We start from the raw sequence: 20,552 nt of genomic DNA, 5'->3' as shown, positions 1-20,552 counted from the left end.
GTTCGGGTGAAAGGGATAGCCTATTGGATAGAAAAATGGGCGTATACAAACCCGGAGCGGATAGCAGTCATAACGGAAAAAGAAAAGGTATCCTATAGAACGCTACATCAAATGATTCATTCAGCTGCTATGAAGATGAAAGAAAATCTTAAAGTGGTAAAAGGGGACCGAATTGCCATCTTGTCGCACAATCGGAAGGAATACATCGTTCTTCTTTTTGCGATAGCAAAGCTGGAGTGCATAGCAGTACCATTAAATATTCGCCTAAGCGCAAAAGAACTTATTTTTCAACTAAATGACAGTGAATCAAAAATACTTTTTGCGGAAAAAGAAAATAATGAGTTTGCTGCGTCACTTATGCAGGAAAGCGGCTTGGAACACCTGGAGTTTTTAGAAGGGCTAGGCCGGGAAGAGGAATTTTTAACAACAAGTTCATATTTTAAAGAAATTGACGAACATGCTCCATTTATTATTTGTTACACCTCGGGTACGACCGGCAAGCCAAAAGGAGCCGTGTTAACACAGAAGAATATGTTTTGGAATGCCGTCAATAACAAGCTTGCCATCGACTTGACTTCGGAGGACCTCTGCATCGTGCTGCTTCCGTTGTTTCATATTGGAGGGATTGGACTCTTTGCTTTCCCGTCCTTATTTACGGGCGGAACCATCGTCATCCCTGGCAAGTTCGAGCCAGAGAAGGCCATCCATATGATCGAGCAGCATAAGGTAACCATTGTAATGGGAGTACCAACGATTCATCAAGCATTGATCCATAGTCCTTCTTTTCAGCATGCTGACCTCCGTTCTGTCCGGTGGTTTTACAATGGCGGAGCTCCATGTCCGCGTGAATTAATAGAAGCTTTTTATGACAAAGGGTTTTTATTTGGTCAGGGTTTTGGGATGACAGAGACGTCGCCTACCCTTTTTATGCTTACAAGAGAAGATGCCCCTCGTAAAAGAGGATCCATCGGGAAACCGGTATTATATACCGAATACAAGCTGGTAGATTCAGAGGGAAGAGAGGTCGAGCAAGGAGAAGTTGGGGAGCTTATCGTAAAAGGGCCCAATATTATGAAGGAATATTGGAAGCGGCCAGATGCAACAAGAGAAGCTTTGAATGATGGCTGGCTCATAACAGGAGACTTAGCGAAAGAGGATGAAGAAGGGTTTCTTTACATCGTTGGGAGAAAAAAAGAAATGATCATTTCCGGCGGGGAAAATATTTATCCGCTTGAGGTGGAACAAGTCATCAACCAACTGAAAGATGTGCTGGAAGTAGCAGTTGTCGGCACAGCTAATCCGCTTTGGGGGGAACTTCCGGAGGCGTTCATTGTAAAGAAAGATGAAAGCGCTCTATCAGAGGAGGAGATACTTCAGTACTGTCAGGGATATCTGGCAAAATATAAAATTCCTAAAAAAGTTACGTTTTTGGAAGAGTTGCCGAAGAATGCCACTGGAAAAATACGAAAAAATCAATTAATTGGAAGTGGGTGAAGGGATGATTCATTTTACAATAGGCCAGCAGGCGAGCTGCAGCAAAACGATAACAGAAACAGACTTTGTGCTGTTTGCGGGGATAAGTGGTGACTTTAATCCAATCCATATAGATGGTGAATATGCCAAAAAAACGAGGTTCAAACAGCGCATTGCCCATGGATTGTTAACCTCCAGCTTATTATCACAGCTTTTGGGTGTTCATCTGCCTGGGAAAGGATCGATTTATTTAGAGCAAAATATCCGCTTCAAGGCACCTGTTTTTATAGGAGATACGATAACGGCAAAGGCAACGATACAAGAGATTGATCATGATAAAAGGATTCTGACGCTGCTTACAGAGTGTTTCAACCAGGATGAAAAACGAATATTAACGGGAAGTGCCAAAATGATGGTGCCTGAGGATGGAGGGGTCATTTGATGGGGATTGGGATTGAAACCACGGGAGTCTATTTTCCTCCTGGGATAGAAAATGCGGCCGATTTGGCAATAAAGACGGGTATACCGAAAGAGGTGATTATCGAAAAGTTCGGTTTGTATCAAAAGCATGTTGCCGATGATCACACCCACGCCTCGGACCTGGCAATCGCGGCGGGCAGGCAGGCAATGGGCCAGATTGATCCTTTATCGATAGATGTGGTGATTTATTTTGGCAGCCCCCATAAGGATTATTACGTTTGGTCCAGTGCGCCGAAGATTCAGCATGAATTAGGTACGAAAAATGCCTATGCATTTGAAATCATGAATGTCAGTTCCTGTTTTCCGATTGCTTTAAAGGTGGCAAAAGACATGATTGCTGCTGACCCATCTATCCAAAACATCCTGCTGGCGGGAGGGTGTAAAGAATCAGAAATCGTAGATTATGATAATCCAAGGTCACGCTTCATGTTTAACTTTGCAGATGGAGGAACTGCTGCGCTGGTAACCAGAAATTCCTCACAGTGTGACATACTGGAAAGTGCAATCCTGACAGACGGGTCCTTTCATGATGATGTACGGGTACCTGCCGGGGGCTCAAAACATTTTCCGAGTGCTGAAACGGTTGAAGAGAAAAGGCATTACATTGACGTGAAAGATCCTAGATCTATGAAAGAAAGACTAGACCCAGTATCAATCAAAAACTTCGAACAGGTTGTTAGAAAAGCACTTCATAAGAGCGGATATACTCCACAAGATATTAAACTCCTGCTGCCACTCCATACGAAACGTTCTATGTTTAACGAACTCTTACAATCACTGGAACTCACCACGGATAAAGCCATTTACCTGGACCATCACGGCCACATGTCCGCCCTTGACCCTTGCATTGGATTGCATTTCGCCCAGGAACGAGGACTACTAAATCCTGGTGATATTGCGGTTACAGTCAGTGCAGGAACAGGTTATACCTGGGCCGCCACTGTCGTTAGATGGAAAGGAGAGAAAAAATGAAGAGGCTGCGGGGATAGGCAGCTTTTATTTTAATCGGGATTTTAAATGTTCAGTAACTCCTTGCAGCATATAACCAGCGATAACAATCACCCAATCAAACAGTTCAAATAAAAGAATATTAAAAACGGGAGGTATGGTTGTGAAAAGGAAGTCAAGATATCTTAAAACATTTTTAATACTCTGCATAGGGCTCACAATGATTATGGCCACAGCTTGTTCAGGAAACACGGCGAATTCTGAGGAAGATACGATTAAAATTGGTGTCCTGGCGTCTTTAACGGGTCCTCTTGAGACTTACGGTAAGCAAACAGTAGCCGGATTTGAACTGGGATTACAGTTTGCAACAGAGGGGACAAATGAGGTAGCAGGAAAAAAAATTAAGTTCCTTGTAGAGGATACGGAAACGAAACCGGATGTCGCCGTAAGAAAAGCGACAAAGTTGCTGGAAGAGGACGAAGTGGATTTCCTAGTAGGTTCATCAAGCTCCGGGGATACACTGGCTGTGCTGCCTTTGGCTGAAGAGTACGGAAAAATAATGGTGGTAGAGCCTGCGGTTGCCGATAGCATTACAGGGAAAAATTGGAACAAGTATATTTTCAGGACAGGAAGAAATTCTTCACAGGATGCAGTCGCCGGGGCAGCTGCGATTGCCAAAAAGGATGTTCGAATCGCCACCTTCGCTCAAGATAACGCATATGGGAGAGAAGGGGTTGCTGCTTTTAAAGAAGGGGCAGAAAAACTTGGAGCTACCATTGTGAATGAACAATATGCGGATCCAAACTCCACTGATTTTACAGCGAATATTCAAAGTATCATTAACGAAAAACCCGATTATCTTTATATCGCCTGGGCAGGATCCAATGCACCTTGGAAGCAGTTAAAAGATATGCGGCTTGAGGAGCAGGGAATCAAAATTTCTACTGCGGCCCAGGACATTGCTTCACTTAGGACGATGGATTCCCTAATAGGGATGAGCGGCTTTTCTATCTATTATCATACCCTTCCTGATAATGAAGTGAATGACTGGCTAGTAGAAGAGCATAAGAAAAAATTTAATGGAGAGATACCGGATTTATTTACTGCAGGGGGAATGACAGCGGCCATTGCGATTGTGGAGGCTCTGAAGAAGACGAGTGGCAATAATGATGTCGAAGGACTGATAGAAACGATGGAAAATATGGAGTTTGAAACACCGAAAGGAACAATGAAATTCCGGGCAGAAGACCATCAGGCTTTACAGTCGCTTTATGCAGTTACTCTTGAAGAGCAGGAGGCTGTTGACCATCCAGTTCCTGTCCTGATTCGGGAATTAAACATGGAGGAAACAGAACCACCTGTCAGAAATGGAAAGTAGACGATTTGAAATAACGAAAGAGCATTATAAAAAGGCTGTTTTCAAAGTCTTATTAAGGAGGTGTCGCCAGGTTGGAACCTATTTTGGCCACTAAAAACTTGTCTGTTTCCTTTGGTGAACATGATGTGATCAAAGGGATAAACCTTGAAATTGAGCGAGGAAAACTAACCTCTATCATTGGCCCAAATGGTGCCGGAAAGACGACATTTTTCAATTTATTGAGCGGGCAAGTCGCCCCGACTAAAGGGGAGATCTATTTTAAAAACGAAGAGATTACCAAGCTTTCGATTCCATTAAGGGCTAGAAGGGGCATTGGCCGCTCCTTCCAGCTCACCAATATTTTTCCGGAACTAACCGTTCTTGAAAATATCCGACTTGCCACACAATCATCAAATCAAGATTTCTACTCCATTTTTCCAAGGTTTTCGTTCTTTTCCCGCCAGCAGGAAGAAGCAAAGGCTGTAGTGGAGAAGTGTATGCTGAAAGGGAAGGAGAGTGTCCTAGCCAAAGATTTGGCACATGGAGAAAAGAGGAAACTCGAACTCGCCATGCTCCTTGCTTTAAAAACAGAATTACTACTTCTTGATGAACCTACAGCAGGTATATCGATTGAAGAAATACCTGCCATCCTGGAAGTAATCGAAACGATTAAAAGGGAAGGCACGCACACGATCGTCTTAATTGAGCACAAAATGGAAATGGTCATGTATTTATCCGACAGGCTAATCGTTCTATTTAATGGAGAGTTGTTAGCCAGCGGCAACCCTCAGGAAATCATTAGAGATCAAAGAGTCCAAACGGCGTATTTGGGAGGCTTGCACAGTGAGTCTATTAAAAGTGGATAATCTTGAAACCTATTTGGGGCAATATCATATTTTGCAGGGAGTCTCTTTATCGGTAGAAGAGGGAAGCATCACGGTCCTTTTTGGGAGAAATGGAGCGGGAAAAACGACCACTCTTCGCTCCATCATGGGATTTAATGCTTCCAGTACCGGATCTGTGTATTACAACGGACAATTAATCAGCGGCATCCCGACACACCTGATATCCAGAAAAGGAATAGGGTATGTACCAGAGAATCAGGGGATATTCAGTACGCTGACAGTGGAGGAAACCTTAAGTCTGGCATGTGCAAAGAGCACTGGAAATACGGATGAAAAAATGGAATGGATGCTGGAACTATTCCCGGATTTAAAGAAGTTTTGGCATAAGAAAAGCGGGTTGCTCTCCGGCGGACAGAAGCAGATGCTCGCTATCGCAAGGGCCTATATCAACGGAGACGGCTTGCTGCTGATTGACGAACCAAGCAAAGGCCTGTCACCGATTATGGTGGAAAAGCTTATGGAATCCATCCTAAAAATGAAAGAAAAAACAACGATTCTCCTCGTTGAACAAAACTTTATGATGGCGAGCGAGATTGGTGATTCCTTTTACATCATGGATGATGGAAAGATTGTTCATAATGGACGGATGCAAGATTTAATAGAAGATAAGGAAACATGCCAGAAATATCTCGGGATAGCGTAAGGTGAAAGGCGGGCTGATATGGAGGTTTTTATTAACTTAATGGTAAATGGTGTTTCAACAGGGTTGCTTATTTTCCTTCTGGCTGCTGGTCTAACCTTGATTTTTGGGTTGATGGATGTATTGAATTTCGCCCATGGTGGGTTATTCGTTTGGGGGGCATTTTCTGGGGCTTGGATTTTTAACGAGACAGGCAGCTTCCTATTAGCTGTCATAGGAGCCATCCTAATCGGAATGGTTTTGGGGTGGTTATTGGAAAGGTTCCTTATTCGCCCCGTTTACGGGAATCATGTCCGGCAACTTTTGATTACTTTAGGTGGCATGCTAATTTTATCAGAAAGCATAAAACTCTTTTGGGGCCCAAACCCTATCCGTGTTAATCTACCGCAATGGCTGGAAGGAAGCTATCAGTTTGATGGAATCATATTGATTAAATACAGGCTGTTTGTGATTGTAGTCGGGTTGGTTCTTTATTTGCTATTATGGCTGCTGCTAAGCCGCACTCAGATTGGGCTTATGATTAGGGCTGGTGTTCTGGATAAGGAGATGGTTCAAGCTCTTGGCATAAATGTGAAGGGGCTGTTTACATTTGTTTTCCTCCTGGGAGCTGCTTTGGCCGCTTTGGGGGGAGCCCTTCTGGCCCCTTATTCAGGAGTTGTTTTTGCTGAGATGGGAATGCAGTATGCAATCCTGGCATTCATTGTCGTCATTATCGGAGGGATGGGCAGCTTGCAGGGATCGGCACTAGCTTCCTTAATCGTCGGGATTGCTGGAGCTTTTATGGCTTATTATATTCCGGATTTGTCGCTCGCACTAAATATGCTTCTGTTGGCCATCGTCTTATTAGTGAAACCAACAGGGCTAATGGGAGAGGGGAGTAAAGTATGAGAGGATTTTTTCATAAAGTGCCGCTTTATTGGGGTGTAGCCATTCTGCTCGTCATGCTGCTTTTCCCCTTTGTCAACGATTCCCGGAGTATGCTGATTTTATTAACCCAAATCTTTATCTTTGCTATTTTTGCGATGAGCTTTGATATTCTTTTAGGATATACCGGCATTGTCTCTTTTGGCCATTGTATGTTCTTTGGGATAGGAGCTTATAGTACGGCATTGATTTTTAATCGGCTTGATCCGACTTTAACCAATTTTTTCCTGGGCCTTTGTTTGGGTATCTTATTATCAGCCTTGGTCAGTTATGTGATTGGATTGCTTTCCTTAAGGCTGAAGAGCCATTTTTATGCAATGCTGACACTTGCGGTTTCACAGCTGTTTTTGGTTTTGGCAGAAAAGTGGCGGGGGCTTACATATGGAGGAGACGGTTTTACATTTAGTGTTCCTGATTTGTTTAAAGACCGTACTTCCTTCTATTATATAACCCTTTTAAGTGTAGCCGCCGTTTTTATCCTGTTAAAACTCTTCACCGAATCCTCCACTGGTAAGGTGTTGAAAGCAATCTCGCAGAATGAGCATCGTGCAGAGGCATTGGGCTATAAGTCCCTTCATTATAAACTGATTGCAAGTGTCATAGCCGGGATTGCTGCGTCGTTAAGCGGGGCGTTCTATGCAGTTTCACTCCGCTTCATCAACACGAATGTGTTTTCCATAGAAGTGACCTTGGATGCCCTTTTAATGACGATGATTGGAGGCCTAGGAACACTAGCCGGTGCTATAGCAGGTGCCGGGATCATCGAATTTTTAAGGCACTATCTATCAGAGCTTGCTGCTCACTATCCTATTTTTGAAAGGTGGACCATATTTCTTGGGTTTTTATACATTGTTGTCTTGCTGGGCTTCCCTTCCGGATTAGCCGGATTCATTAGGAAGTTATCCCTTAAAAAGAACCGGGAAAAGCAAGTCGAAAAACAAGAGAGGGTTTCTTCGTAAAGCGGTGCCTGTGTCACCACCGAAATATGTCGCATCTTTCCAAGCGACAAACTTGAGGTGAGCAGGCACTTTTGTGTTTTATAAGGGGTTTTTTCGGGTATTTATGGTTGTTACCTGACATTTTTTACTTCTTTAATTATTTGAATGATCCTGTTTTCCGCCAGTGTACAATTATTGGGTAGTGTTATACCTATATATATCGTATTCCATAGTGTCTAATTTGCTTGTCCATCGTAATCCTGAAATTTCAGGAAGTAGGTCTCTGTGATCTCCCCAATTCAAAATATGAATATCCTGTAGCTCAACATCGGGTATGGACGAGAGACTTTTTGAGTTATAGGCTGGTTTATGTACATTAATCAAAAGTTTCTCGGCAAGATCGATTTCCTTAGACCAAGTATTGTCTTCAGGAGTGTATTCCCCTGCAATTCGGCCTACATAGATTTTAAGGCGCTTAGAATCATTTGTATTCCACCAATTTTCTTGTGACACTCTTTTCCCAATGGTTTGCTGGTCAGCCTTTCCTATATATAATAAAACATCTTTTCCATAGACTAAGTGGTTACCATAGATTTGATAGATTCCATAGTCGTTAGAATCATCGGTTAAGAGATTCAACTGATTCAATGAAAACGGACCCTGCCAATCAATGTGGATTAGTTTCAATGTTCTTTTTTGCATTGGTCTCCTCCAATTAGGAAAATATGAAGATATTTTGTTACGAAAATTATACCAATTTTTATAATTCAATTGTTTGATTTGGTACAATATTCCTAGAGGGGTTTGGATTAATGTTTCAAGGAGAAATAACAAAAAGAAAGAAAGGAAAATATTGGATTGTCAATCTTTATTTAAAAAGTGGAGGTGTAAGATGAGTTATATTGCACATATTCGTGAAAGTGATGGACAAGTACAAACAGTTGAAGAGCATTTGTTGGAAGTTCGGGCTCTTGCTGAATCATTTGGAGAAAAGGTGGGTGTGAAGCATATTGCTGGGCTTGCAGGGATGCTTCATGATTTTGGTAAATACACTAATGAATTTCGAACTTACATTTTGGAAGCTGTAAATAATCCTGATTCACCGCCAAAACGAGGAAGTGTAGATCATTCTACTGCTGGTGGTAAGTTGTTATATAAGTTTTTTCATGAAACGAATATTACAGAATACAAAGGTAAAATTGCTGAGATTGTCGGTAATGCGGTTATTTCACATCACTCATACCTAAAAGACTTCTTTAATGCGGATCTTGAATCAGATTATTTAAAAAGAGTTCGTGACAAAGAACTGTTAGAATTTGAAACATCGAAAGAATATTTTTTTAAACATGTGATTAGTGAACAGGATTTCTTGAATTATGTTGAACAGGCTGCGTTGGAATTAAAAGACTTTTTGTTGAAAAATCGTACGAAATCGAGCGAACAGAAGTACATGTTTTTAACAAAAATGATTTTTAGTATCTTGATAGATGCTGATCGAACGAATACGAGACTATTTGAAGAAAATACACCTTACGAACCGCAAAAAGATCATCATCTCCTTTTTGAAACATTCTACGACAAACTAATAGCCAAAATTAAATCTTTCCAGCAGCATGAAACTGCAAACACTCCTATTAATTTATTAAGAAGCGAAATGTCAGAGCAATGCGATCAGTTCGCAGAAAAGCCATCTGGTATTTATACTTTATCGATTCCGACAGGCGGTGGCAAGACATTAGCTAGTTTACGTTATGCTTTAAAGCACGCCAGCCTATTTAACAAAAAGCACATCATCTACGTTGTGCCCTATACAACAATTATTGAACAAAATGCCGAGGAAGTCAGAAACATACTTCAGGATGAGACGAATATTTTAGAGCATCATTCTAATGTGGTAGAAGATGCAGATGATAATGACGAAAATCAAGATGGAATCATGAATAAGCAACAAAAACTAAAACTTGCAAAAGATAATTGGGATTCTCCAATCATTTTTACGACGATGGTTCAATTTTTAAATGTTTTTTATGCTAAAGGGAGCAGGAATATTCGTAGGCTACATAATTTAAGCGAATCGATTATTATCTTTGATGAAGTGCAAAAAGTCCCAATTCCGTGTGTCTCCCTTTTTAACGATGCCCTGAATTTTCTAAAGGAGTATGGAAAATCAAGCATTGTGCTCTGTACGGCAACCCAGCCAGCCCTTGATTTTGTTGAGCATAAGCTTGACATTGATACAGATGCGGAAATGATTAACCGCCTTGATCATGTGATTGATGCATTTAAAAGAGTGGACATTGTTGACTTAGCAACAGACCAAACGTTTACAAATGAAAAATTGGCAGAATTCATATGTGGAAAAATAGAGGAGTTGCAAAGTGTTTTAGTTATCCTAAATACCAAATCGGTCGTAAAGAATTTGTACGAAAAGTTAAAAGAGCAAGAATTAGATGTCCCGGTGTTCCACTTGAGTACGTCAATGTGTGCAGCCCATAGAAATGATATTTTAGCAAAAGTAAGGGAACTGCTAAAGCAGGGGAAAAAACTGATATGTGTCAGTACACAGTTGATTGAAGCAGGCGTAGATGTCAGTTTTGAATGTGTAATCCGCTCACTAGCTGGACTTGACTCGATTGCCCAAGCTGCAGGCCGCTGTAATAGACATGGGGAAATGGAAATTCGATCAGTTTATGTCATTGATCATGAAAAAGAGAACTTAAGTAGGCTAAAGGAAATTAAAATAGGCAAACAAATTGCCAAACGAATTTTAATAGATTTAAAGCGTGACAAACATAGCCATGGTGGTCATATTCTGTCGAAAGCCGCGATGGATCGATATTTCCAAGAGTTTTATTTAGAATTTACCTCAGATTTAAACTATTTTGTCCCAAAATTGAGGAAAGAAATGACCGAGCTTTTGATGGTATCAAGAAATGACAATAGCTATCGTCAGGCTTTTATTCATAAACAAAATCCGAAAAAGGATGTTCCGTTATATATATTAAATAGCTATGGAACAGCAGCAGAACATTTTCGCGTTATTGATGACTTGACCACTTCTGCCATTGTACCGTACGGCGAAGGCAGTGAAATCATTGCTGAGTTAAATAGTAGCTATTCAATAGCAGATTTAAGTAGACTGCTTAGAAAAGCACAGCAATTTACGGTGAATTTGTTTAGTCATGAAAAGCAAATGCTTATAGAAAATAGTGGACTCGTTTCATTATTAGATGGGAAAATTCTTGCTCTTAAAGATGGAGCATATAGCGCTGAATATGGCATAGACTTGCAAAATGAGAGTGGCTTCGGTAATGCGATATTTTAATAACTGTTTAAGTTGCTAGGTACTGGCATTAAATCTCGATTTAATTGCATTGGTTATTTAAGTTTTTTCAAAAATTGTTCATAAATTCATATATATTTATTGGTGTTTCAGGGAAATTCTTGAAATTAAAATAGGTAAAAGTTACTATTAAATTATTACAATAGGAAAAAAGATAGGAGGTGAATTTGATGCGAAATTCCATTGAATTTGAATTATACGGTCCCTACGCCTTATTTACCGATCCATTGACAAAAATGGGTGGAGAAAAAATGACGTATAATGTACCGACTTACCAGGCTTTGAAGGGGATAGTCGAATCAATTTACTGGAAGCCTACTCTATTAATGATTGTAGATGAAATCCGCGTTATGAATCCAATTAAGATGGAGTCAAAGGGCATTCGTCCAATCGAATATGGGGGCGGAAACACATTGGCAAACTATACATATTTGAGGGATGTACGCTACCAAGTAAAGGCTCATTTTATCTTTAATCCTCATCGACCGGAAATGGCTTTTGATCGTAACGAGCACAAGCATCACAATATATTGAAGCGATCCCTTAGTGTTGGTGGACGCAGAGATATATTTCTTGGCGCGCGTGAATGTCAAGGATATGTGGAGCCATGTGAATTTGGATCAGGTAGTGGTTACTATGATGAAAAAGAAGAAGTATATTTTGGGACAATGGTGCACGGTATCAATTATCCTGATGAAACAGGAAAAAATCAAATGGAAGTACGGTTATGGAATCCTGTCATGAAGAATGGAGTAATTAAATTTATTCGTCCTGACGAATGTAGGAATGTTCGCAAACTTCGAGATATGGAACCGAAATTCTTTGACAGCTCAAATGTCGAATCTTCAGACGAGCTTTTGAATCAATTAGAGATAGGGGGTGATTAAATGAGCTGGTTATTAAATCTATATGAAACCTATGAATCGAACCTTGACTGGGTCGGGAAGATTGTGAAGAAAAATAATGATCAGGAGTACACACTTTTGCCGATTTCTCATACTACTCAAACAGCACATATAGAAGTGGAGATAACGGAAAAGGGGGAGTTCCATTCAGCATCCCTAATTGATAAAAGCGGTGGAAGTACAATCATCCCTTGTACAGAGGACTCTGCTAGCCGGGCAGGTTCCAAAATCGCTCCTTACCCCCTCCATGACAAGCTTAGTTATGTAGCAGGAGACTTTGTTGCATATGGAGGAAAAATTAAGAAAGAAGAGCCTTTTTCATATTACATAAGCCAATTGAAGGAATGGGCTGATTCACCGTATGCAGTCCCTCAGGTAAAGAGTATTTACAGCTATTTGAATAAACGTACATTAATTAAAGATTTAGTACGTGCTGGTATTTTACATGTTGGTGCTGACGGCAATTTGATTGATGCATGGGATAAAAAGGCTGAAGCCTTTCTTGGTGAGAAACCACCGATATTTTCGACGGTAACAGGCGGGCAAGAAAGCGCCTTCATTCGATTTACTGTTCACTCTTCTGAAAAACTCATACTAAAGGTTTGGAAGGACATTGAGGTGTATAACTCCTTTATTAAGTTTTATGGAGAACTTTTGGGTAGCGAAGACTTTTGTTATGTAACAGGAAAAATGCTTCCAGCGACCGATAGGCATGCAAATAAAATTAGAAATGCAGGAGATAAAGCGAAGCTAATATCTGCTAACGATACTAGCGGCTTTACTTTTAGAGGAAGATTTAACAAAGCGAACGAGGTAGCTAACATTAGTTATGAAGTGTCGCAAAAAGCGCATAATGCGCTTAAATGGCTAATTAATAAGCAAGGGAAAGTTATTGACAATAGAGTATTCCTGGTATGGGCTAATGATGTGTTGGATGTTCCAAGTTACGTAGACGATAGTTTTTCAATTTTTTCTATGGATGAAACTGCTACAGCTAGCAAGGAAATGAAGCCCGGTACACTTGAAGAGTTTGCCAATCAATTTGCCAAAGCCATCGATGGCTATAAGAACGATCTCAAAACTGAGGCAAATATCCATATTTTGATTATTGATTCCGCCACTACGGGGAGGCTTGCAGTTTTATATTACCGCAGTTTTAATAAGGAATTGTATTTTAATAGATTGAAACACTGGCATTCTACTTGTGCTTGGGAACATCGCTACCGGAAAGATCAAAATCAGGAAGTTGTGCAATTTTACGGTGCGCCGGCAACAAAAGATATTGCTTTTGCTGCTTATGGTCCGAAGGCAAATGAAAAGGTTGTCAAAGGCCTGATGGAGCGGATGTTGCCGTGTATCCTCGATGAACGGAGAATCCCTGGGGATATTGTGAAAAGCGCTCTGCGCCGTGCGTCAAATCCGGTCTCTATGGAAAGATGGGAATGGGAAAAAACACTCAGTATCACATGTGCATTAATTAATAAACAGGAGGGGTATTCTGTGCCGTTAGATAAAGAAAATGATGATCGTGATTATTTGTTTGGACGACTGCTGGCCATTGCTGATGTACTTGAAAGAAATGCACTGGATTCCAATGACCAGCGTGCTACAAACGCCAGAAGGTATATGAATTCTTTTTCTCAGCATCCGGAACGAACGTGGAGAACAATCCAAGGAGCGTTGCAGCCATATCAAGCCCGCTTAGGTGAAAGGGTTTGGTATTACAATAAGTTGATCGATGAGGTCGGTTCAAAAATTAAACCTGAGGATTTTAATAATCGCCCGCTATCAGGGAAATATTTACTCGGCTTTTACAGCCAGCGCCATGATTTGTATCAGAAAAAAGTGAAAGATAATTGAGAGGAGAACTTAAAATGACTACCTTAGATCATAAAATTGATTTTGCCGTTGTATTATCTGTTTCAAAAGCCAACCCGAACGGTGATCCATTAAATGGCAATCGGCCGAGACAAAACTATGATGGCTACGGGGAGATTTCTGATGTCGCTCTTAAGCGGAAGATTCGAAACCGCCTGCTTGATATGGGGGAATCGATCTTTGTACAATCAAATGACAAAAAAGCCGATCAATTTAATAGCTTGCGGGAAAGGGCAGATGCCAATTCTGAGTTGGGCCAAGCGTTAAAATCGAAAGAAAACCCAAGTGAATTATTTGCTGCTGCAGCCTGTAAAGCCTGGTTCGATGTCAGAAGCTTTGGCCAAGTTTTTGCCTTTAAAGGAGGAACTGGAAAAGGTGTCTCTGTTGGTGTAAGGGGACCTGTTTCTATTCATACGGCAACAAGTATTGATCCCATTGATATAACGAGCATGCAGATTACCAAAAGTGTTAACTCTGAGCCTGGAAAGGAAAAGGGTTCAGACACAATGGGGATGAAGCATCGGGTCGACTTTGGTGTTTATAAATTTTATGGAAGTATCAATACGCAACTAGCGGAAAAGACAGGATTTACAACCGAGGATTCAGAGAAAATAAAAAACGCACTTGTTACATTATTTGAGAATGATGCATCTTCCGCACGTCCAGACGGGAGTATGGAAGTGCTAAAAGTATGCTGGTGGGAGCATAATTCAAAAATGGGCCAGTATTCATCAGCTAAAGTGCATCGTTTACTAGAGGTGAAGCCTAAGGTAGAAGCACCAAAATCAATTGATGATTACACGATTATAGTTAATGAATTAGATGGTTTAAAAGTTGAGATTATCAATGGCCTCTAGTGAAGAGGATAGCTATTTAATGTTATCAGGTATTCAGCATTTTCTTTTTTGCCGACGGCAATGGGCACTTATTCATATTGAGCAGCAGTGGGAAGAAAATGTTAGAACCATTGAAGGTCAACACCTGCATTCCAAAGTGGATCAGCCATTTATACGAGAGAAACGAGGCGATAAGCTTGTCGTCCGTGCAATGCCGGTGAAATCAAAAGAGCTGAAAATCACCGGGGTATGTGATGTTGTGGAATTCATTCGTGCTGAAAATGGAGTCGAACTAGCTGGTATAGAGGGCAAGTATCTTGCGTATCCAGTAGAGTACAAGCGAGGGAAGCCGAAAAAAGATGACTCTGATATTTTACAACTGACCGCACAAGCCCTATGTTTAGAGGAAATGTTGCTTTGTGAGGTCGATACCGGTTATATGTTTTACAATGAAATTAAACATCGGGTCGAAGTGCCCTTAACTGATGAGTATAAGCAGAAAGTAAAATCAATTGTTTTTGAAATGTATGATTATTACCAGCGTCGTCACACACCCAAGGTAAAAACAGGTGCTTTCTGTAAAAGTTGTTCCCTGCAACACATTTGCTTGCCGAATATGCTGAATAAGCGGTCTGTTAGAAGCTACATTGAAGGGAAGATTGCAGAATGAAAAAGTTGCTTAATACGGTTTTCATCACTCAATCTGACGTTTATTTAGCTTTGGATGGAGATAATGTTGTGATATTAAAGGACCAAGATCGGCTGGGGCGGCTTCCACTACATAATTTGGAATCAATCGTGTCCTTCGGTTATACAGGAGCAAGTCCGGCCTTGATGGGGTATTGTGCGGAGAGAAATATTTCCCTTGTGTTTTTAACAGCGACTGGTCGTTTTCTTGCCCGAGTCATCGGTAAAAGCAAAGGAAATGTAATTCTGAGGAAGAAACAATATCGCATTTCTGATGATGAAACGATGTCAGCTAAAATAGCGCGTAATTTTATCATCGGAAAGATTTATAACAATAAGTGGATGATTGAGAGGATGACGAGAGATTATCCGTTAAGAATCGAAGTTGTAAAATTCAAGGAAATCTCAAGACATCTGTCAGCGTTAATTCAAGAAATAAGAACATGTGATGATTTAGAAAGATTGAGAGGGTTAGAGGGACAAGCAGCCATCAGCTACAATCGATTGTTTAATCAAATGATCTTGCAGCAGAAAGAGGACTTCTATTTTCATTCCCGTTCTCGCAGACCGCCTTTGGATAATGTAAACGCAATGCTTTCATTTGCCTATACGTTATTGGCTAATGATATGGCCTCTGCTTTGGAGGGAGTAGGACTTGACGCCTATGTCGGCTTTTTGCACCGAGATCGTCCAGGAAGAGTCTCACTAGCTTTAGATGTTATGGAAGAACTAAGAGGAGTCTATGCAGATAAATTTGTTCTGTCTCTGATTAATAAGAAGGTAGTCAATAAAGATGATTTTTATAAAAAAGAAAATGGATCAGTGCTTATGACAGATGAAGCAAGAAAGAAATTTCTTACTGCGTGGCAAAATAAAAAACTTGAAAAAATCACTCATCCATATCTCGGTGAAAAGATACAATGGGGATTGGTTCCACATGCACAAGCTTTATTATTGGCTAGGCATTTAAGAGGGGATTTGGATGAATATCCTCCATTTCTTTGGAAGTAGGTGAGAGGGTGCTTGTTTTAATAACATATGATGTCAGTACAGTAACAAGTGCAGGACAAAAAAGACTGCGTAAAGTTTCTAAAGTATGTCAAAATTATGGTCAAAGAGTCCAAAACTCAGTGTTTGAATGCGTAGTCGATGCAACCCAATTTACTTCATTAAAACTTGAACTAATCGACATTATCGACGAAAATCAAGATAGCTTACGATTCTATCAATTGGGAAACAATTATAAAAGCAAGGTAGAACATATTGGTATCAAAGAATCATTAGATATAGAAGGGCCATTAATTCTTTAGTGCGAATGTGAAGCTCACATAATTTTACAGGGACATTCGCACCAAAAAATAAGGCGTAATTTATTAATTTTTACGCAATTATTAATAATGTTCCTTGTTTTGATAAGGAAAATGGCGACTTTACTCAAAAAAAAGTAAAAATTGACTTATTTTGATTAAAATTCGCGGTCGCACTCCATGTGAGTGCGTGGATTGAAATAAAAGTTACAAATGGGGGATACACATACTATAAGTCGCACTCCATGTGAGTGCGTGGATTGAAATTCTCATCCGATGGACTTTCCTGTTTTCTAAAAAGTCGCACTCCATGTGAGTGCGTGGATTGAAATCTAGCTGTTTGGCGATATGCCTTTGCATTACTCCTGTCGCACTCCATGTGAGTGCGTGGATTGAAATAATATCTGTACCACCTGCGAACGGGTCCTCATTCGTCGCACTCCATGTGAGTGCGTGGATTGAAATTCCGTTTCCCACTGTGCAAGCAGAGCGACCAAACGTCGCACTCCATGTGAGTGCGTGGATTGAAATCCAGAATTATGGAAGCTAGAAAAAGCGCACAGAAAAGTCGCACTCCATGTGAGTGCGTGGATTGAAATCATCAATGCCTACCGCAAAATGATTCGTGTGCGATCGTCGCACTCCATGTGAGTGCGTGGATTGAAATTGAAGCCATCGACAAAGGGGCGTTTATCGATGTCCGTCGCACTCCATGTGAGTGCGTGGATTGAAATCCACAATGGAAGAGGACATCAAATTTGACGAGGAAGTCGCACTCCATGTGAGTGCGTGGATTGAAATTATTAGAATTAGCTGATCTACATTCTGATGGAAAGTCGCACTCCATGTGAGTGCGTGGATTGAAATATCCTGAATATCGTCACCTAGATTGGCTAATTTCCGTCGCACTCCATGTGAGTGCGTGGATTGAAATACATTGTCCAGTACGACCAATCTTGGAGGGAGCACGTCGCACTCCATGTGAGTGCGTGGATTGAAATATATTGTTCGTGGTTGATTTTGTAATGCTCCATAAACGTCGCACTCCATGTGAGTGCGTGGATTGAAATAGGAAAAAACAAGCAAGAAAAACAAGCCTTATAGTCGCACTCCATGTGAGTGCGTGGATTGAAATTGCTAATCTTTTTCGGTTTAATTGATAGTCCGAGTCGCACTCCATGTGAGTGCGTGGATTGAAATTTAAAATACAAATGCGCTCCCCGTTCTGTCCAAACGTCGCACTCCATGTGAGTGCGTGGATTGAAATTCATGATTATGTCGGTGGTTGGGTTGCTGAATCAGGTCGCACTCCATGTGAGTGCGTGGATTGAAATATAGCTATCGAGTGGGAAAGGTGGGATTTTCCTAGTCGCACTCCATGTGAGTGCGTGGATTGAAATATTTTCCCGCCCTGACTACAACCTTCCAAGCGTGTCGCACTCCATGTGAGTGCGTGGATTGAAATAATCGCTCTGCCCACAATCCCGACTGCATGCGGGTCGCACTCCATGTGAGTGCGTGGATTGAAATACCATCGCTAACAAATAACTCTTCTGTTACGCATGTCGCACTCCATGTGAGTGCGTGGATTGAAATTAACCGTTTTACTAACTCGTAAAACCAATCCCTGGTCGCACTCCATGTGAGTGCGTGGATTGAAATACTAAGTTGACTAAACAAGAAAGGGAACTAGCGGTCGCACTCCATGTGAGTGCGTGGATTGAAATGTACAAAATGAATGAAGTGATTTACTTAAAATACGTCGCACTCCATGTGAGTGCGTGGATTGAAATAAAAACCAACTCTTTAAACTCTTCATCGGTTTGGAGTCGCACTCCATGTGAGTGCGTGGATTGAAATATCCGTTTTGTCATGAACTCTTCTCGGTTGCTAGGTCGCACTCCATGTGAGTGCGTGGATTGAAATTTTACAGCGGAGCAACAAAAGAAAAACGCTCCCAGTCGCACTCCATGTGAGTGCGTGGATTGAAATAGTTGTTAATAATTACGAACATTATACAGTTACCGTCGCACTCCATGTGAGTGCGTGGATTGAAATAAATCTGTTACACTATGGTTAGATTTCTGTGATCGTCGCACTCCATGTGAGTGCGTGGATTGAAATTAATGATCGTGTTTACCACGAGGACGGGATTTCGCGTCGCACTCCATGTGAGTGCGTGGATTGAAATCACGCGTAGTCTTTGAGTATGCCGTAAATCTGAGTCGCACTCCATGTGAGTGCGTGGATTGAAATTCAGGCGATTGACGAGTTACTTAGAAGGGCTTTAAGTCGCACTCCATGTGAGTGCGTGGATTGAAATCAGTTTTAGTTGATGGGTCTATCCCTACATACCGTCGCACTCCATGTGAGTGCGTGGATTGAAATTCTGGAACGATGAATGTTCTAAGCTTGAAAACTTGTCGCACTCCATGTGAGTGCGTGGATTGAAATAAATGTTATCGATGACGGAAAAGCTATTCATATGTCGCACTCCATGTGAGTGCGTGGATTGAAATCTTTTGAATGGAACATGGACAAGGTTGGTGAGCGTCGCACTCCATGTGAGTGCGTGGATTGAAATATACGGAAGCAAATGCTGGTGTGGTGACAAGGGTGTCGCACTCCATGTGAGTGCGTGGATTGAAATCTGTTCCCAGTCCTCGACCCATACGTGATTGGCCGTCGCACTCCATGTGAGTGCGTGGATTGAAATCATTATCTGCTTTTGGTGCAGGTGATGGCACGAGTCGCACTCCATGTGAGTGCGTGGATTGAAATGCACGCCATTTGTTGAACATTTTATCCCAGATAACGTCGCACTCCATGTGAGTGCGTGGATTGAAATTCGGAAGGATGTTTTTGCTTGCAACTCGCTGTTTGTCGCACTCCATGTGAGTGCGTGGATTGAAATGTCCGTCTCTTTGTTGTAGCTGGTTGTTTTTCGGGTCGCACTCCATGTGAGTGCGTGGATTGAAATTCCCAATGGTTTTCGCTCCTTTTTAATGGATTCCGTCGCACTCCATGTGAGTGCGTGGATTGAAATGTCGATGGCGTATTGCATAGAAACACCTTCTTTCGTCGCACTCCATGTGAGTGCGTGGATTGAAATCGTGTACAAGGTAAATTGTCAAAACAATCCCCTCGTCGCACTCCATGTGAGTGCGTGGATTGAAATTCCTTCTTTGCAAGGTTTATCTTGCTGATGGAATAGTCGCACTCCATGTGAGTGCGTGGATTGAAATGGGAGTTCCGAATGGTACACTTCTAATTTTAATGTCGCACTCCATGTGAGTGCGTGGATTGAAATCCTTCGTAGTGGTCAATGGATTTTTCCATGTCCCAGTCGCACTCCATGTGAGTGCGTGGATTGAAATCTGTAATGTCCTGATATTAACGAAGCATACAGAACGTCGCACTCCATGTGAGTGCGTGGATTGAAATTATGATTACAGTATACTGAAATACTCCTAACCCTTGTCGCACTCCATGTGAGTGCGTGGATTGAAATAGCTCAAAAGGAGAGCCAGAAAGCAGATAGTTATGCGTCGCACTCCATGTGAGTGCGTGGATTGAAATATCATGGAATACGAACAAGCAAAACAGCATGTAAGTCGCACTCCATGTGAGTGCGTGGATTGAAATACCGTTTTTTCGGATTTGTCTTGTTTTGGTGTTGTCGCACTCCATGTGAGTGCGTGGATTGAAATTCAGCTTGTGATTTATCCTCAAATGTTCCTACTTGTCGCACTCCATGTGAGTGCGTGGATTGAAATTGCCTGGCTCGTCGCTAAATTGCAACTGTACCGGTCGCACTCCATGTGAGTGCGTGGATTGAAATGATGACAAGAAAACGAACGTTGAAAAGTATGTCGTCGCACTCCATGTGAGTGCGTGGATTGAAATACGGATGATAAACTCAACGAGATAA

Annotated in this window: 16 protein-coding genes and 1 CRISPR repeat array (1 of these 17 cut by a window edge); of the genes, 15 read left to right on the top strand and 1 reads right to left on the bottom strand. The window is 41.4% G+C overall.

Going from position 1 to position 20,552, the window contains the following annotated elements:
* The first annotated feature begins 6 nt into the window (after positions 1-6).
* The 8 genes from GNT69_RS12640 to GNT69_RS12605 all read left to right on the top strand — a co-directional run bounded on the left by GNT69_RS12640 (position 7) and on the right by GNT69_RS12605 (position 7,686).
* The gene (locus tag GNT69_RS12640; protein WP_203555315.1) at positions 7-1,494 is read left to right on the top strand and encodes an o-succinylbenzoate--CoA ligase; all 1,488 of its coding nucleotides are present in this window, start codon (positions 7-9) and stop codon (positions 1,492-1,494) included.
* Between the two features lie 4 nt (positions 1,495-1,498).
* On the top strand, positions 1,499-1,915 hold the full coding sequence (locus GNT69_RS12635) for a MaoC family dehydratase (protein ID WP_203555314.1): 417 nt from the start codon (positions 1,499-1,501) through the stop codon (positions 1,913-1,915).
* The gene (locus tag GNT69_RS12630; protein ID WP_203555313.1) at positions 1,915-2,925 is read left to right on the top strand and encodes a 3-oxoacyl-ACP synthase; all 1,011 of its coding nucleotides are present in this window, start codon (positions 1,915-1,917) and stop codon (positions 2,923-2,925) included. Before GNT69_RS12635 ends, GNT69_RS12630 begins: the two co-directional genes overlap by 1 nt.
* Before the next feature lie 196 nt (positions 2,926-3,121).
* On the top strand, positions 3,122-4,279 hold the full coding sequence (locus GNT69_RS12625) for a substrate-binding domain-containing protein (protein ID WP_481747635.1): 1,158 nt from the start codon (positions 3,122-3,124) through the stop codon (positions 4,277-4,279).
* A gap of 71 nt (positions 4,280-4,350) precedes the next feature.
* Positions 4,351-5,124: an ABC transporter ATP-binding protein gene (locus tag GNT69_RS12620; protein ID WP_203555311.1), complete on the top strand. Its 774-nt coding sequence runs from the start codon at positions 4,351-4,353 to the stop codon at positions 5,122-5,124.
* Complete coding sequence (locus tag GNT69_RS12615) at positions 5,102-5,806, top strand: ATP-binding cassette domain-containing protein (protein ID WP_203555310.1); 705 nt, start codon at positions 5,102-5,104, stop codon at positions 5,804-5,806. The genes GNT69_RS12620 and GNT69_RS12615 overlap by 23 nt, the downstream gene beginning before the upstream one ends.
* 18 nt (positions 5,807-5,824) lie before the next feature.
* On the top strand, positions 5,825-6,691 hold the full coding sequence (locus GNT69_RS12610) for a branched-chain amino acid ABC transporter permease (RefSeq protein ID WP_203555309.1): 867 nt from the start codon (positions 5,825-5,827) through the stop codon (positions 6,689-6,691).
* A 53-nt stretch (positions 6,692-6,744) separates the two neighbouring features.
* Positions 6,745-7,686: a branched-chain amino acid ABC transporter permease gene (locus GNT69_RS12605; RefSeq protein ID WP_481747634.1), complete on the top strand. Its 942-nt coding sequence runs from the start codon at positions 6,745-6,747 to the stop codon at positions 7,684-7,686.
* Between the two features lie 171 nt (positions 7,687-7,857).
* On the opposite strand, the gene GNT69_RS12600 is transcribed toward GNT69_RS12605, so the two are convergent.
* Complete coding sequence (locus GNT69_RS12600) at positions 7,858-8,367, bottom strand: GIY-YIG nuclease family protein (RefSeq protein ID WP_203555308.1); 510 nt, start codon at positions 8,365-8,367, stop codon at positions 7,858-7,860.
* A gap of 190 nt (positions 8,368-8,557) precedes the next feature.
* On the opposite strand from GNT69_RS12600, the gene cas3 reads away from it, so the two are divergent.
* The 7 genes from cas3 (at position 8,558) to cas2 (ending at position 16,624) form a co-directional block, all read left to right on the top strand.
* On the top strand, positions 8,558-10,990 hold the full coding sequence (gene cas3 / locus GNT69_RS12595; protein WP_203555307.1) for a CRISPR-associated helicase Cas3': 2,433 nt from the start codon (positions 8,558-8,560) through the stop codon (positions 10,988-10,990).
* Between the two features lie 188 nt (positions 10,991-11,178).
* Entirely contained in the window at positions 11,179-11,895 is a 717-nt protein-coding gene (cas5c, locus tag GNT69_RS12590; protein WP_203555306.1) for a type I-C CRISPR-associated protein Cas5c, read from the top strand.
* Complete coding sequence (gene cas8c, locus GNT69_RS12585) at positions 11,896-13,773, top strand: type I-C CRISPR-associated protein Cas8c/Csd1 (RefSeq protein ID WP_203555305.1); 1,878 nt, start codon at positions 11,896-11,898, stop codon at positions 13,771-13,773.
* A 14-nt stretch (positions 13,774-13,787) separates the two neighbouring features.
* Entirely contained in the window at positions 13,788-14,648 is an 861-nt protein-coding gene (cas7c, locus tag GNT69_RS12580) for a type I-C CRISPR-associated protein Cas7/Csd2 (RefSeq protein WP_203555304.1), read from the top strand.
* A complete protein-coding gene (gene cas4 / locus GNT69_RS12575) occupies positions 14,638-15,297 on the top strand; it encodes a CRISPR-associated protein Cas4 (RefSeq protein ID WP_203555465.1) in 660 nt (219 codons plus the stop codon). The genes cas7c and cas4 overlap by 11 nt, the downstream gene beginning before the upstream one ends.
* Entirely contained in the window at positions 15,294-16,325 is a 1,032-nt protein-coding gene (cas1c, locus tag GNT69_RS12570) for a type I-C CRISPR-associated endonuclease Cas1c (protein WP_203555303.1), read from the top strand. Before cas4 ends, cas1c begins: the two co-directional genes overlap by 4 nt.
* Before the next feature lie 8 nt (positions 16,326-16,333).
* Positions 16,334-16,624, top strand: a complete 291-nt coding sequence (cas2, locus tag GNT69_RS12565; protein ID WP_203555302.1) for a CRISPR-associated endonuclease Cas2 — start codon at positions 16,334-16,336, stop codon at positions 16,622-16,624.
* A 167-nt stretch (positions 16,625-16,791) separates the two neighbouring features.
* A CRISPR array of direct repeats spans positions 16,792-20,552; the repeat unit is 32 nt; unit sequence GTCGCACTCCATGTGAGTGCGTGGATTGAAAT (it continues 107 nt past the right edge of the window).

Source organism: Bacillus sp. B15-48 (assembly GCF_016879755.1).
Classification (GTDB): Bacteria; Bacillota; Bacilli; order Bacillales; family Cytobacillaceae; genus Mesobacillus_B.
The sequence above is the reverse complement of the archived record's forward strand: the minus strand, read 5'-3'. Positions and strand labels throughout refer to the sequence as shown.

What these genes read in the sequence shown, in the direction of transcription:
- cas7c (WP_203555304.1), top strand. Translation starts at nt 13,788, where the DNA reads ATGACTACCTTAGATCATAAAATTGATTTTGCCGTTGTATTATCTGTT.
- cas5c (WP_203555306.1), top strand. Translation starts at nt 11,179, where the DNA reads ATGCGAAATTCCATTGAATTTGAATTATACGGTCCCTACGCCTTATTT.
- GNT69_RS12625 (WP_481747635.1), top strand. Translation starts at nt 3,122, where the DNA reads ATGATTATGGCCACAGCTTGTTCAGGAAACACGGCGAATTCTGAGGAA.
- GNT69_RS12605 (WP_481747634.1), top strand. Translation starts at nt 6,745, where the DNA reads ATGCTGCTTTTCCCCTTTGTCAACGATTCCCGGAGTATGCTGATTTTA.
- cas4 (WP_203555465.1), top strand. Translation starts at nt 14,638, where the DNA reads ATGGCCTCTAGTGAAGAGGATAGCTATTTAATGTTATCAGGTATTCAG.
- cas3 (WP_203555307.1), top strand. Translation starts at nt 8,558, where the DNA reads ATGAGTTATATTGCACATATTCGTGAAAGTGATGGACAAGTACAAACA.
- cas1c (WP_203555303.1), top strand. Translation starts at nt 15,294, where the DNA reads ATGAAAAAGTTGCTTAATACGGTTTTCATCACTCAATCTGACGTTTAT.
- cas8c (WP_203555305.1), top strand. Translation starts at nt 11,896, where the DNA reads ATGAGCTGGTTATTAAATCTATATGAAACCTATGAATCGAACCTTGAC.
- GNT69_RS12630 (WP_203555313.1), top strand. Translation starts at nt 1,915, where the DNA reads ATGGGGATTGGGATTGAAACCACGGGAGTCTATTTTCCTCCTGGGATA.
- GNT69_RS12600 (WP_203555308.1), bottom strand. Translation starts at nt 8,367, where the DNA reads ATGCAAAAAAGAACATTGAAACTAATCCACATTGATTGGCAGGGTCCG.
- GNT69_RS12610 (WP_203555309.1), top strand. Translation starts at nt 5,825, where the DNA reads ATGGAGGTTTTTATTAACTTAATGGTAAATGGTGTTTCAACAGGGTTG.
- GNT69_RS12635 (WP_203555314.1), top strand. Translation starts at nt 1,499, where the DNA reads ATGATTCATTTTACAATAGGCCAGCAGGCGAGCTGCAGCAAAACGATA.